This window comes from Achromobacter sp. F4_2707, assembly GCF_047501535.1.
GTDB lineage: Bacteria > Pseudomonadota > Gammaproteobacteria > Burkholderiales > Burkholderiaceae_B > Yanghanlia.
Genome location: NZ_JAZDRJ010000003.1, coordinates 210,883 through 224,741, shown reverse-complemented (window position 1 = coordinate 224,741; position 13,859 = coordinate 210,883). Strand labels below are relative to the sequence as shown.

Genomic DNA, 13,859 nt, shown 5'->3' with positions numbered 1-13,859 from the left:
CATCAGCTCGCATCTTGCGGCTGATGGGTTTTTTTCTAATCAGAGCCTGCCCTCAAGCGGCTTCCAACGCCCGCTTTTGCTCGGCAATCAACGCGGCAATGCCGGTTTCTGCGAGATCCAGCAGACTGTTGAGCGTCGTTCGATCAAAGGTCTGGCCTTCTGCCGTACCCTGGACTTCCACCAAGCTGCCTGCCCCCGTCATAACGATGTTTACATCAGCGTCGCAACCAGAATCCTCGACATAGTCCAAGTCGAGCAAGCAGGCATTTCCCACCAACCCCACCGAAACAGCCGCCACGTGATCCAGCAGCGGCTTACCGGGCAGCGCACCCGCTTTCTCCAGGTGCCGCACCGCCAATGCGGCTGCCACCCAGGCCCCAGTGATGCTCGCGCAACGCGTGCCACCATCAGCCTGAATCACGTCGCAGTCCAGGTGCAAGGTGCGCTCACCCAACGCTTCAAGATCAAACACGGCCCGCAGGCTGCGGCCAATCAGGCGCTGAATCTCTTGGGTTCGGCCACTCTGCTTGCCACGCGCGGCTTCACGGTCGGAACGCGTATGTGTGGAGCGCGGCAACATACCGTATTCAGCAGTCACCCAGCCCTTGCCCTGCCCTTTCAGAAAAGGCGGCACTTTTTCGAGCACACTGGCATTGCACAGAACCCGAGTGCCGCCCATGGAAATCAGCACCGACCCTTCAGCGTAAGGAGTAAAACCAGTCTGAATACTGACTGGCCTGAGCTGCGCCACCGCCCGGCCAGATTCACGGACGACAGCAGCTTGCGAAGATTGCGAAACAGATGTGGACACAAAGTCTCCTGAAAAACATTGGGATGGAAGCATTCTCTCACGACGGCTCGTACAATGTCGTATTCCCGCGGCCGGAGGCTCCGGCCCTCTTCAGGACACCACAGCATGATACGCAGCATGACCGCTTTCGGAACGGCCAAAGCCGAAACCGAGCACGGCACACTTACCATTGAAATTCGAAGCGTTAACAGCCGCTTTCTTGATTTGAACTTCCGCCTTCCCGAAGACCTGCGCATGGTGGAAGCCCCATTGCGCGACCTGCTCTCACGGGAAATTTCTCGTGGAAAAGTGGAAATCCGCGCCAACTATGCGCGCGCCCTGACGGCAGATGCAGCCTCGCTGGACACCGCCTCGCTGCAGCGCCTGGCCGACCTGCTGGCCGCCACCCGGAAGATCATTCCCGATGTCCCGGCGCCGCGCCTGAGCGAACTGCTGGCGGCTTCCAACGGCACCGAAACCCTGGATGCCGAAGCCTGGACCGCCATGGCCCTGGATGCCGGCACCCGAGCGCTTGCCGACCTTCAAGCAGCGCGCCAACGTGAAGGCCGCCGCCTCGCCGACATCATGCAAGAGTGCGCGGAAAGCATGACCCGCATCACCGACGAAGTCGAAGCCTCCCTGCCCGTCATACTGGAAGAGCACCAGCAAAAGCTGGCGCAACGCCTAAGAGACGCCCTGCTGCACGCCAACCCCGACGGCTTCGCCCTCATTACAGGCGAAGAACTATCGGCCCGCATTGCCCAAGAAACCTCGCTGTTTTCACTGCGCATCGACGTCGCCGAAGAACTCGCCCGCCTGCGTTCCCACATTGAAGAGCTTGGGCATATCCTGAGCGGCACCGCCGCCGCAAAAACCTCCCCCGCCCCGACCCGCAAAGCCGGCGGCGCAGGCAAACGACTCGACTTCCTCTTCCAGGAAATGAACCGCGAAGCCAACACCCTGGGCTCCAAAGCAGGCGCCCTAAGCATGACTCGCGCAGCTATTGATCTGAAGTTGCTGATTGAGCAGATGCGGGAGCAGGCGCAGAATATTGAGTGATGTTTATCGAGGCCAACTGAAGTAAATTTCCTCATTAAAATCAATAGTTCTAGAAGAAACGAACTCCATGCAACTCAACTGATACCCACCACGATCAACAAAAACTCGGTGGGTACATCGCTAATCTCGCCAAGGCTGGTGGTGGGTACATTTGGAGTCCGTTACGGCAGAACTTACAAGTAAGGCCGTCAGTGCAAAAATCCGGGGGGAGCCTGGACGCTTCGCCGATGGCAACGGCCTTTACCTCGTCGTACCTAAAAGAGGTCGTGCGCATTGGATGTTGCGTTACACATCCAATACCAAGCGCAAAGAAATGACTCTGGGCAAGGTAGAGGACCTATCGCTCGCAGACGCTCGCATCAAAGCTGCTTTGCAGATGAAGCAGCTGCGCGAAGGTCTGGACCCCCTTGTTGCCAAGAGAAGAGCCGAGAACAGCTCAATCGCCTGCGTGCATGACCGTTTCAACGACTGGCATGAAGGCAATGTCAAACGCCTGAAACACCACCACATTCCCTTGCGCGTTTACACCAAAGAAATCGCCCCCGTGATTGGGCAAATGAAGCGGGCGGCGGTTACCGGGCGCGACATCAGGCAGGTCTTGCGGAACATTGCAGACAGCAATAGGCCAGCGGTTGCCAACGATGCTTTGATGTACTGCAAGCAGCTGTTTAACCATGGCATCAAGCTGGATATCATCTCTTACAACCCTGCTTTCGCTTTCTCGGTGAATGATGCTGGCGGCATAGAAAAAAGCAGGCATAGAGCCCTCACAACCGACGAGCTTGCCTTCATCTTCAAAAAATTCAGGGAAGAATCCGATGGCTTCACCCGAGACAACTACTTGGCTTGTGCGCTTTTGGTCTTGCTAGGAGTCAGGAAAGGCGAGCTGACCGAAGCGCGGTGGAGCGAATTCGATCTGGAAGAAAAGGTCTGGTACTTACCGCAAGAGCGCAGCAAGTCCCGTGTTGCCATTGACATTCCCCTGCCCGACTTTGATGACCTCCCACCGCCAAGAACTATCAGAAGGTCGCCCCGGCATCCCTGTTCTGAAGTCTTTCTACCCCATAAATGATTCTGAGAAGTTTCTAGCAATCTACGGAGCATTACGGTGCTGTCAGATTTGATCAACAAGGAGTACCGGCGGCTAGAGTCCGTGATTCGCGAGCACTTTGATTAAGGGAGCCTCAAGTCCTGCTCTCGCCCGCTATAGCCAGCACAGCAGAAATCAGATCAGTGCTGATGCGATAACCATTCTGCTGCATCTTAGCCAGCAACGGCGCGACGGCCGAAACTTTTCCCAAACGCTTTGCCTGCAACAAGACACCGAGCACGCCAAATAGCGGTAGCCCCTGGCGTTGTGCCTCTTGCCGCCCACGTCGTTCATCCATCAACAGTCCACACCCGAGCGCATGAGCCAGGCTCAATGCCTGCGCCTCACCCTCATCAAGATGACTGACCGCAGCTTTGTAGATGGCATCACTGCGATTGGCGTGAACGGTGGCGTGTCGTCGCCCGAAAGCAGCGATATCGGCTGCGCCACGACGAGACTGGTCTGCAGTCGTTTCATCGAGCACCGCTTGCGGAATGTGAATGTCACCGAATACGGCAACCAACAATTCCAGTTGCCCACAGCCCGCCAGCGCGATCAACGGACCCGCGTCCGATACAACAACGGGCCGCATCATTTCCCAGTATCAAAGGAGCTGAGTTCCTGTTCCAGTTCCGTGGGGTTGTAATCCACCACAGGAATACCCTGGTCACTCAGATGTTCCAAGAACTGTGGCAGGCTCATCCGGGCAAGTTTAGCTGCGCGGGCCGAGGTCATCTCCCCGGCCTTGAACAAGCTGACAGCCAGCGCGGTATGCACGCCCGCCCGGAGCAACTCATCGGTAAATGGCACACTCACAAACAGCGGCTGACCATGGCGGGTGACAAGCGACAAGCGGCCTTCCTCGGCTTCACGGCTCAGATCACCGGAGCGTTCGCGCAATTCACGTATAGTGAATGTCTGCATAGTAAACCTCCTAATTTGTTCCCCTATATTGGGGCACAAAAACTCATAGGCGTCAATACGGGAATAGACAGTATGCTGGCGTTGGTATGCTATCGCCGCCACGCCTCAGTGAGGGTTTCCGAAGTCAATGGCAGTCGATTTTTACGAGTAAGGACATTAGTAAAAAACGAGGAAGCCCGGATTTTTCTCTGTTGGAACCGACCTTCATCTCGTCACTACTCAGAAACATTGTTCGCATTGGATGTTACGTCACTCAAAGATAAAAACAAATGAATATTTGAGCAAAATGCGGCCCAAGCACCCTCATCAGACTACATACAAGCGACACGCTGTGTCGCACCAGTATCAAAGCGCCTCTCACCTGCTGTATTCCTACGGGCCATGCGGCACACAGGTCACCACAGTAACCATCGGCTATCAGCTTAGCGTGCCCGGCTGCTGAACCCGAAAAATGGGCGGTATCGCAGCACCACTTAAAAAATATTTGAAGAAATTGGCGTAAGCCATTAATTCTTCATGTTTTTTCTGATAATATCGCTTGAATTACTGCTGTCGCGATGCCGCCATGCCCACCATTCCCGCCCTTTTCTCGCGATTTATCCGCCGCTCAGCGCTGTGCTTGGGTGCCGTTGGCGTGTTTTCCTTCTCACCCCTTCTTCAGGCCCAGTCGGGTTCAGATGCCTTGGACGCTGCCTTGCGAGCAGAAGTCGCTCTTGTGTACGACTTGGAAAATGGCAACCGCATCTACGAAAAAAACAGCAACGAGCTTCGCCCCATTGCATCAATCACTAAGCTCATGACAGCGCTAGTGGTGCTGGAATCAGGCCAGCCTATGGACGAAGTGCTGACCATTGCCGATGCCGATGTGGACCGCATGCGTTATTCGCGTTCGCGCCTGGCGGTGGGCACCCGCCTGACGCGCGGCGAAATGCTGCATTTGTCGCTCATGTCTTCTGAAAACCGGGCTGCCAATGCGCTGGGGCGCCATTACCCGGGCGGCTTGCCTGCCTTTGTGCGCGCCATGAACGACAAAGCACGCGCCTTGGGCATGCGTCACACCCGGTTTGTGGAACCCACCGGCCTGTCTAGCGATAACGTCGCCACCTCTCACGACTTGGTGAAACTGCTGCGCGCCACCGATAAACACCCGCTGATTCGCCACTATGCCACCGACGACACCGAGGTCTTCACGCTGAACCGGGGTCGGCAACTGACTTACAACAACACAAACCGTTTGGTGAAGCGCGACGATTGGGATATCCGGGTATCTAAAACCGGCTTTATCAACGAAGCTGGCCAGTGCCTGGTGATGCTGACCCGCATCGACAACCGCGACTTGGCGATTGTGCTGCTCAACGCGGATGCACGCTCTGCCCGCGTGGGCGACGCCAACCGTTTGCGCCAACTGGTTAAAGCAAGCAACCGCACGCTGGCTATGGCCTCAAGCGGTTCCTGATTTTTTTATGTGTATTGCTTATCTCAGCCTTGGGGCGCACCCCCACTGGCCAGTTTTCATCGCCGCGAATCGCGACGAGTTTCATGAAAGAGCGGCTCTGACTGCACGCCCTTGGCCGGAAGCCCCCGAGGTGATTGCCGGGCGCGATCTCACTGCCGGTGGCACCTGGTTGGGGTTAAGCCGCAGTCAGCAGCGTTGGGCGTTGCTGACTAACTTCCGCGACCCCGGCGCACAACGCGACGGCTTGGAAAGCCGGGGGCATTTGGTCAGCCATTTTCTGCAGAACGACGCCTCCCCAGAAGAATATACAAAATATATACATTCAAGGGCGAACCACTACAACGGATTCAATCTGATTGTGGGCCAGGGCGCGCATGCCTGGTATGTGGGGAACCATGCCGCCAGCACGGGGCCCGTCGCTTTGGCAGCGGGCCGTTATGCTTTATCGAATCATGCGCTGGACACTCCGTGGCCAAAAGTGGAACGCCTGCGCAGCCGTCTCGATGCGCTGACACCGGCGGGCAGAGAACTTGAGCTGGAACCTATTTACGAAACGCTGCGCGACGGCGTGCAGCCTGAAGACCACGCGCTACCCAGCACCGGCCTTTCTCTGGAGATGGAAAGGCTGTTGAGCAGTATTTTCATTGTCAGCCCAGCCTACGGCACGCGGTGCTCCACCATCATTGCCCTGGACGCCGATGGCAAAGGCATCTTCAGCGAAACCACTTACGACACCACCGGCACGCCGGTGGAGCGTCACGACTGGCCAGTCCTGCCAGCGTAATAACGTTTAATGCAGTGTGGGCGGCTCTGAGCCACCGCCCTCTTCCTCGCGGGGGCTTTCAACCAGTTGGCCATAGGCTTCTTTCCAGCTACGCAATGGCACGCAGGTTTGTAAGCGGATAACGGCCTGTTCAATCAAGGCCGGATGCAGTTCGTGCCCAACTTGCGAAGCCACATCTACGGTGACATCAGCCTGGATTTCCCCCAAGTGTTGCAACAAGGTTTCGACTTCTCGCAAAGGCAGAAGAAGGTCGTCAGCCCCATGAAAGAAGTGAATCATGGTGGTTTCGGGCAGCGCGCTCGGTGTTTCTTGATACAGCCCTGAAAAAGCCAGCACCCGCCCGGCAAGGTCGGCGTGCAGACGGCTGGTTTCCAGTGCCATGCGCGCCCCTTGTGAAAACCCCGCCAGCGCAGTCTGTTCGCCTGACACTTTGTAATGCCCTTGAACTTTACGCACGAATGCAGCCAGTTCGTCCAGACGCGATTCATCCTCCGCAGGCGGCAGAATGATCAACGCCAGGGGAAACGCTTTCTTAAGCGCTTCCACCAAAGGGTAAAGCTGCTCAGGCCCGGCGGACTCGCCATGCAACAACACAAACAACAGGTTGGGCTTGTCTTCCTTGGGAATCAGCGCCAGCGTCTCGGAAAAATCAATATCAGGCATGGGGAGGAAAAGTAGAAATCGCAACGTCCATTTTACTTTGGGCCGGCAATTTGTCCGCCTAAATATAATTACTGTATATTTATACAGTAATACTTAATGATTGTATTGACATGGCACATTCCGACTTTCTGCTTCGGCACCCTGAACATATTCACCCTGCCTTATGGCGCGCCACCCAGGTCGCCCGCCCGGCAGGCCCCACCGTGCCTACTGGTTATCCTCTGCTCGATAACGCCCTGCCAGGCCGGGGCTGGCCCGTAGGGCAACTCATTGAAGTCATGCCGAACCAGCCAGGCTGTGGTGAACTACAGTTATTTCGCCCAGCGCTTGCCCGCCAAGCCCCTGAGCGCAGTATTGCTTTAGTGCAACCGCCCCACCCGCCCTGCACTCAGGCCTGGGCCTATTGGCAGTTGGCGCCCGAACGCCTGCTCTGGCTGCAGCCGTCCAACACCGCCGATGCCTTGTGGGCCACCGAACAAATTCTCAGGCATAACTGTTGCGCCGCTGTGTTCTGCTGGGCACACCCTCTTCGCAGCGCCAGCTTGCGCCGCTTGCAATTACTGGCCCGGCAAAGCGAAACCTTATGCATTCTCCTGCGCCCGGCCACCGTTATCGGGCATAGCAGCACGGCAGTGCTGCGCTTGGCCATCCAACCGGTTCGCCAGGGCTTGCAATTACATATCCTCAAACGTCAGGGTGCGGCCTGTCCGGCCCCTCTTACACTTCAACTGTACGCCTCTCATCGGAAGGGGGCCTACCAACATGCTGTTGTGGATCTGCCTGAAATGGCCTGAAGCCTCGCAAGCTGAAAACACGGGGCAAGCTTTGCAGCGCTTAGCCTATGCCATGCTGCGTTACAGCCCCCGGGTTGCCTTCTTCCGCTCCAATTCTATTGTGGTGGAAGTCTCCGCCAGCCTTTCGCTGTTTGGCGGCGTGCGGCAATTATGCCGCCGTATCCAAGGCGCTGCACAACACGTGTCGCAGGCGCTTCAGCTTGGCATGGCGCCTTCTGCAAGCGGCGCCTGGCTGCTGGCGGGCGCGCCACGCCTCACCCATAAACGGGTGGTGCGCCCCAGCAGCCTGGCCCGCAGGCTGAACCTTTTACCTGTGCACAGTCTTCCGGAAGCCTTGCCGCACCGTCAATGGCTGGAAAGCATCGCTTGCCGAACTTTGGGCGATCTTCGCCAACTCCCCCGTCAGGGGCTGCGGCAGCGCAGCAGCCCGGCCTTAGTCCATGCGCTCGATACCGCCTACGCCCAAGAACCTGAAACGCTTTCTTGGTTTGCGCCGCCCGAGCGCTTTCGTCAGTCGCTTGAGCCGAGCTTCCATCTTCACCAATCCGCGGCGCTTCTGGCCGCCAGCCAGCCTTTGCTACGGGCCTTGTGCGGTTGGCTGCAACACCGCCAAGAAGCTTTGCACGACTTCCGGCTAATCTTCCATCACGAAAAAGGGCGGCTTGCCTGCCCGCCCACACAGCTTGATCTACGCTTTTCTGCTGCCACCTGGCGCTTGGAAGATTTCAACCGGGTGCTGAAGGAACGCTTGCAGCATAGCGCCTTGCCGCGCCCCGCCATTCGTCTGGAACTGATCGCCGGGCCGTCTCACCCTCGCGCCCCTGTCAGCGACACCCTGTTCCCCGACCCCGGCCGGCACACTCAGGAAGAACAGCGCCTGCTCGACCTGCTGGTCGCACGCCTGGGCCGCCACGGCATACGTCGCCCACGGCCCCTGGCCCACCACCTGCCTGAACTGGCCAACACCTGGGCGGCAGAACTGGCCCCGCCTGCGTCTCAAGCCCTGCCTTCCAGTGTGGGTGAACACCCGCGCCCTTTCTGGTTGCTGCCTCAACCTCGGTTTTTAGAGGTCCACCAAGAACGCCCCGTCTATCAGGGCCGCCCGCTGCGCTTGGTACAAGGCCCAGAGCGCATTGAAACCGGCTGGTATACCGGCCCGCATCAGCGGCGCGATTACTTCATCGCCGAAGACCCTGACGGCGCCCGCTACTGGCTTTACCGTGAACGCGAAACCGGCGAACGCTGGTTTCTGCACGGCTTGTTTGCCTGAGGTTTTGTCTGCGCGCCCCTTTCAATCATGAAACTGCTCCCTTCTTTTCTCAGCGCCTATGCCGAACTGGACTGCATTTCCAACTTCAGCTTCCTGACTGGCGCCTCCCACCCTGAAGAGCTTATTCAACGTGCGGCCGGCCTGGGCTACCAGGCGCTGGCGCTGGCCGACGAATGCTCATTGGCGGGCGTGGTACGGGCTCACCAAGAGGCCCAACGGCACGCGCTGCATTTCATTACCGGCAGCCGTTTTCAGTTGGAAGAAGGGATGCAGATCATCGTGCTCGCCTGCAACCTGAACGGCTATGGGAATTTGTCTGAAATCATCACCCTGGCGCGCCAGCGCAGCCCAAAAGGGGAATACCGCCTGAGCCTGGCGGATATCGCCGAACCGCCTGTGGGGTTTTCCCATCTGCGCGGCCTGTCCGACTGCCTGGTGATTTTCAAGCCGGAATACGACCCACCCACCACAATCCTGGACACCCACCTCCACGCCCTTTCCGGCGTGTTTCCTCAGCGCCTGTGGCTAGGTGCCGCCCTGCATTACGGGTCAGCCGACGCACGCCACCAAGCCACTTTGCACGCTGCGGGCGCGCGCCATGGTTTGCCCCTGGTTGCCCTGGGCGGCGTGGAAATGCATCGCCGTTCGCGCCAGCCCTTGCATGACACCCTGGCAGCGATTCGCCGCAACCAGCCTGTGACCGGCATCATTGAGCACCTGCACCCCAATGCCGAGCGCCACCTGCGCAGCCGCCTACGGTTAGCGAATTTGTATCCTGGCCCATGGCTGCAAGAAACCCTAAGAATCAGCCAGCTCTGCCAATTTTCCCTGGACGAAATCCGCGTTCAATACCAATACCCGAAAGAAATCGTGCCTGCCGGCTTGACTCCCCGCCAATACCTGCGACGCGAAGCCCTGGCCGGCGCCAAACGCCGCTACCCTGAAGGCGTGCCCGCTGCGGTAATCAAACAAGTGGAAACCGAGCTTTCCATCATTGCCGAACTCGCCTACGAATCCTACTTCCTCACCGTATACGACATCGTTAAATTCGCGCGTCAACGCGGCATTCTCTGCCAGGGGCGCGGTTCTGCCGCCAACTCTGCCGTGTGTTACTGCCTGGGCATTACCGAAGTGGACCCCAGCAGCGGCAACAGCCTGTTTGCGCGTTTCATCAGCCGCGCACGCAACGAGCCTCCAGATATCGACGTTGATTTTGAACACCAGCGCCGCGAAGAAGTCATTCAATACATTTACCAGCGCTATGGGCGCGATCGTTCCGCTCTAACCGCAGTCGCCATCAGTTATCGGCACCGCAGCGCATTGCGGGATGTCGGCAAGGCGTTGGGCGTGCCCCCCGATCACGTCGATCAAACCGCCCGGTCTTTTCATTACTGGAGTGGCAAGAAAGATATCTTTGAAAAAATCCAGAGCCAGGGCCTGCCTCTTCCGGAGCGCCAGACCCGCCTGTGGGCCAGCCTGACCGAAACGCTGAAAGGTTTCCCGCGCCACCTTTCTCAGCATCCCGGAGGGTTTGTCATCTCCCACGGCAAGCTTTCCCGGCTGGTGCCGATTGAAAACGCCGCTATGCCCGACCGCAGCATTGTGCAGTGGGATAAGGACGACCTCGACGCCATGGGCCTGCTCAAGGTCGATGTCCTGGGGTTGGGCATGCTCAGCGTTTTACAGCGCTGTCTGCAATTAGCCAGTCAACAGCGGGGCCGCCCTTTCGCCTTGCAAGACATTCCCAATGACGATGCAGCCACGTTCGAGATGATTCGCCGGGCCGACACCATTGGCGTTTTCCAGATCGAATCTCGCGCTCAGATGAGCATGCTGCCCCGCTTGCAACCTCGCAAGTTCTACGACCTTGTCGTCCAAGTGGCCATTGTCCGGCCCGGCCCGATTCAAGGCGGCATGGTTCACCCGTATCTGCGTCGTCGCCAAGGGCTGGAAGACATCGGCCCGCCTTACCCCAAACTGCAGAAGGTGCTGGAACGCACGTTAGGCGTTCCTATTTTCCAAGAGCAAGCCATGCAAATCGCCATGGTGGCTGCGGATTTCAGCGCAGACGAAGCCGATGAGTTGCGCCGCGCCATGGCCGCTTGGCGGCGCCGGGGCAGTGTCGAGCGTTTCCGCCAACGTTTGCTTCAAGGCATGAAGAAAAACGGCTACAAGAAAGACTTTGCTGAACAGATTTTCAAACAATTGGAAGGCTTTGGGGAATATGGCTTCCCTGAAAGCCATGCCGCCAGCTTTGCCAAGCTGGCCTATTACAGCGCCTGGTTCAAATGCCATGAGCCTGCCGCCTTTCTGGCTGCCTTGCTGAATTCCCAACCCATGGGCTTTTACGCCCCCAGCCAGTTGGTTCAGGCGGCCCGGCGTCAAGGCGTTGAAGTACGCGCCGTGGATGTTCAACATAGCCGGTGGGAAACCACCTTGGAAGCCGCTGCTTACGGAGCTCACCCCGCCCTGCCCGATCGCCCTGGCAACCCCTCCAGTGCATTGTCGACTCGCCCGCCTTCCCCCGCTGTGCGGCTAGGCCTGAATCAAATCACGGGGTTATCTGAACAGGCAAGCAGGCGTATTGAACACGCCCGGCAAGGCTCGCCCTTCTCCTCGGCCCAAGATCTCGCCACCCGAGCGAGCCTGGACAGGCATGAAATGAATGCCTTGGCCGCCGCCAACGCCCTTCAGGCCCTCAGCGGCGACAGACGGCAAGCACAGTGGCAATCTGCCCTGAAAGCGCCAAAGGGGCTGCTGCGTGGAGCGCCTATCCATGAAGCGCAACACCCGCTTCTTCCTCCCATGTCGGAAGGCGAACATATTGTCAGCGATTACCAGAAAACCGGCCTCACTCTTAGGCGCCACCCCCTGGCTTTGCTGCGCGCCCGCTTGCATCGTCAACAATTTGTTCCCGCCGACACATTGCTTGCAGACTGGCCCGACCGGCGTCTGGCCCGCGCCTGCGGTCTGGTGACGACACGCCAGCGCCCAGGCACGGCCAAAGGCGTGGTGTTTGTCACACTCGAAGACGAAAGTGGTCATATCAACGTAATTGTGCGCCCCGATCTGGCCGAGAAGCAGCATGCCGAGTTGGTAGGTGCGCAGCTATTGGGCGTGTATGGGGTCTGGCAACGGCAGCAATCCGTCTGCCATTTGGTCGCCCGCCGCTTGGTAGACCTCTCACACCTGCTTGGCGCCTTACGCACCTCCAGCCGAGACTTCCATTAAAATCAATGTTTTGGAAGCCAAACAGGAAGACCACCATGGGCAGTACGCTCAAGACCCGACTCTCCGACGCCGTTAAAGATGCCATGCGCGCTCGCGATAGCGCCCGCCTTGGCACCCTGCGCCTGATTCAGGCCGCAATCAAGCAAAAGGAAGTCGACGATCGTCAGGAACTCTCCGACGCCGACATCACCGCCATTCTTGAAAAGCAGGTCAAGCAGCGCCGTGAATCCATTGCAGCCTACGAACAGGCCGGTCGCACGGAAACCGCTGAACAAGAAAAAGCCGAAATCGCCGTATTACAGGAATTCCTGCCTAAAGCCGCAGAGCCTGCTGAAGTCGATGCCGCCATCACAGCCGCACTGGAAGAAGTTCATGCTCAAGGTGTGACAGGCCCGGCCGCCATGGGCAAAGTGATGGGCTTGCTTAAAACCCGCTTGGCAGGGCGCGCCGACATGGCCGCTGTCTCCGCCCAGGTGAAGGCCCGCCTCTTGTAAAGCTATGCGCTTTTAGGCGCACCAATGAAAAACGGCAGGAAGCGGCTCAACTTGGCGCTCCCTGCCGTTTTTCATGGCTTGCATGCCAATAACTCCAAATTATCCGACTTCGTTCAGTGCGGGTGCATCATTGCAAGCGCTGCAGGAATAATCCACATACCCCGCAGAACCGTTGCCGTAGAAAGTAGAAGTATCCCAATCGCGCAGCTCAATGCCGTCTTTCAAACGCCGCACCAGATCGGGGTTAGAAATGAACAGCCGCCCAAATGCCACCGCATCGGCCCGGCTTTCGTTGATGGCCTGCTCAGCGCGTTCCAAGGTGTATTCCTGGTTGGCAATCACAAACCCACCAAACTTGCGCCGTAGCTCAGCCGTCAAATACTCACGGCCTGCCGCTTCACGCACAAACAAAAAACCGACCCCGCGTTGGCCGAGCTCTTGCGCCACGTGGCCAAACAAGGATTCAGGGTCGGAATCATGAATATCGTGCAAATTGCCATAAGGTGACAGATGTACGCCGATGCGCCCTGCCCCCCAAACACCAGTGCAAGCATCAACGATTTCCATAAGGAAACGGGCCCGGTTTTCAACACTGCCGCCGTAATCATCCTGACGCTTATTTGTGCTATCCTGCAGGAATTGGTCGATCAAATATCCATTTGCAGCATGGATTTCCACCCCATCAAACCCCGCGTCGCGCGCGTGGCCTGCCGCATCGGCGAAATCTTGCACAATGCTGGGGATCTCTTCCGTGTGCAAAGCGCGCGGCGTGACATAGTTACGCTCGGGCGCCAGCAAACTGCCATCGCCCTCGCAAGCGATGGCGCTAGGCGCAACTGGGATTTCACCGTTCAGGTGTTCCGGGTCGGAGACTCTGCCTACATGCCACAGCTGTACAAATATTTTGCCGCCCTTATCGTGGACGGCACTGGTGATTTTGCGCCAGCCATCCACCTGTGCAGACGACCAGATTCCTGGCGTGTTTTCGTAACCCACTCCTTGCGGCGACACGGAAGTCGCTTCACTTAGAATCAGCCCAGCACTGGCACGTTGGCTGTAATATAGCCGCATGAGGTCATTTGGAACTCGCCCGTCGCCGACACGGGCGCGCGTCATTGGAGCCATCACGACACGGTTGCGCAAAAAGACTGCCCCCATTTGAATAGGGTCAAACAAGCTTGTCATATGTGAGGCCAGCATTTGATTTTTCAGAATCATATATAAGGGTTTTTACCAGAATTTGAGCCACGCTGCATCTTGGTCTTACTTGTTGTTTCCATCAAAACTCAAGGATTTACACATAA

General features: G+C 57.8%; 13 protein-coding genes. 8 read left to right on the top strand and 5 right to left on the bottom strand.

Annotation, left to right across the window (positions count from 1 at the left end; translation table 11 throughout):
* Positions 1-52 precede the first annotated feature (52 nt).
* Positions 53-811: a ribonuclease PH gene (gene rph, locus VRY85_RS04695; RefSeq protein ID WP_414597440.1), complete on the bottom strand. Its 759-nt coding sequence runs from the start codon at positions 809-811 to the stop codon at positions 53-55.
* Positions 812-916: 105 nt separating this feature from the next.
* On the opposite strand from rph, the gene VRY85_RS04690 reads away from it, so the two are divergent.
* Both VRY85_RS04690 and VRY85_RS04685 read left to right on the top strand, forming a co-directional pair.
* The gene (locus VRY85_RS04690) at positions 917-1,849 is read left to right on the top strand and encodes a YicC/YloC family endoribonuclease (RefSeq protein ID WP_414597439.1); all 933 of its coding nucleotides are present in this window, start codon (positions 917-919) and stop codon (positions 1,847-1,849) included.
* A gap of 151 nt (positions 1,850-2,000) precedes the next feature.
* Positions 2,001-2,921 (top strand): tyrosine-type recombinase/integrase, encoded by a 921-nt coding sequence (locus tag VRY85_RS04685; protein WP_414597438.1) that lies wholly within the window; start codon positions 2,001-2,003, stop codon positions 2,919-2,921.
* 112 nt (positions 2,922-3,033) lie between these two features.
* Here the strand turns inward: VRY85_RS04685 and VRY85_RS04680 are convergent, their stop codons facing one another.
* A complete protein-coding gene (locus VRY85_RS04680; protein ID WP_414597437.1) occupies positions 3,034-3,534 on the bottom strand; it encodes a DUF3368 domain-containing protein in 501 nt (166 codons plus the stop codon).
* A complete protein-coding gene (locus VRY85_RS04675) occupies positions 3,531-3,863 on the bottom strand; it encodes a UPF0175 family protein (protein WP_414597436.1) in 333 nt (110 codons plus the stop codon). Before VRY85_RS04675 ends, VRY85_RS04680 begins: the two co-directional genes overlap by 4 nt.
* Before the next feature lie 538 nt (positions 3,864-4,401).
* Between VRY85_RS04675 and pbpG the strand changes: the two genes are divergently transcribed.
* On the top strand, positions 4,402-5,319 hold the full coding sequence (pbpG, locus tag VRY85_RS04670) for a D-alanyl-D-alanine endopeptidase (protein WP_414597435.1): 918 nt from the start codon (positions 4,402-4,404) through the stop codon (positions 5,317-5,319).
* A 7-nt stretch (positions 5,320-5,326) separates the two neighbouring features.
* Positions 5,327-6,103: an NRDE family protein gene (locus VRY85_RS04665; RefSeq protein ID WP_414597434.1), complete on the top strand. Its 777-nt coding sequence runs from the start codon at positions 5,327-5,329 to the stop codon at positions 6,101-6,103.
* Positions 6,104-6,109: 6 nt separating this feature from the next.
* Here VRY85_RS04665 and VRY85_RS04660 read toward each other — a convergent pair whose 3' ends face one another.
* The gene (locus tag VRY85_RS04660) at positions 6,110-6,790 is read right to left on the bottom strand and encodes a dienelactone hydrolase family protein (RefSeq protein ID WP_414597433.1); all 681 of its coding nucleotides are present in this window, start codon (positions 6,788-6,790) and stop codon (positions 6,110-6,112) included.
* Positions 6,791-6,876: 86 nt separating this feature from the next.
* Between VRY85_RS04660 and imuA the strand changes: the two genes are divergently transcribed.
* From imuA to VRY85_RS04640, 4 genes are read left to right on the top strand one after another with little or no spacing between them, the layout of a single operon-like run.
* Positions 6,877-7,560 carry a translesion DNA synthesis-associated protein ImuA gene (gene imuA, locus VRY85_RS04655; RefSeq protein ID WP_414597432.1) on the top strand — a complete coding sequence of 228 codons (684 nt, stop codon included), beginning with the start codon at positions 6,877-6,879 and terminating at the stop codon, positions 7,558-7,560.
* On the top strand, positions 7,529-8,830 hold the full coding sequence (locus tag VRY85_RS04650; protein WP_414597431.1) for a Y-family DNA polymerase: 1,302 nt from the start codon (positions 7,529-7,531) through the stop codon (positions 8,828-8,830). The genes imuA and VRY85_RS04650 overlap by 32 nt, the downstream gene beginning before the upstream one ends.
* Positions 8,831-8,857: 27 nt before the next feature.
* Positions 8,858-12,061 carry an error-prone DNA polymerase gene (locus VRY85_RS04645; protein ID WP_414597430.1) on the top strand — a complete coding sequence of 1,068 codons (3,204 nt, stop codon included), beginning with the start codon at positions 8,858-8,860 and terminating at the stop codon, positions 12,059-12,061.
* 35 nt (positions 12,062-12,096) lie between these two features.
* Positions 12,097-12,555, top strand: a complete 459-nt coding sequence (locus tag VRY85_RS04640) for a GatB/YqeY domain-containing protein (RefSeq protein ID WP_414597429.1) — start codon at positions 12,097-12,099, stop codon at positions 12,553-12,555.
* 99 nt (positions 12,556-12,654) lie between these two features.
* Here VRY85_RS04640 and VRY85_RS04635 read toward each other — a convergent pair whose 3' ends face one another.
* Complete coding sequence (locus VRY85_RS04635) at positions 12,655-13,740, bottom strand: alkene reductase (protein WP_414597428.1); 1,086 nt, start codon at positions 13,738-13,740, stop codon at positions 12,655-12,657.
* Between the last annotated feature and the right edge of the window lie 119 nt (positions 13,741-13,859).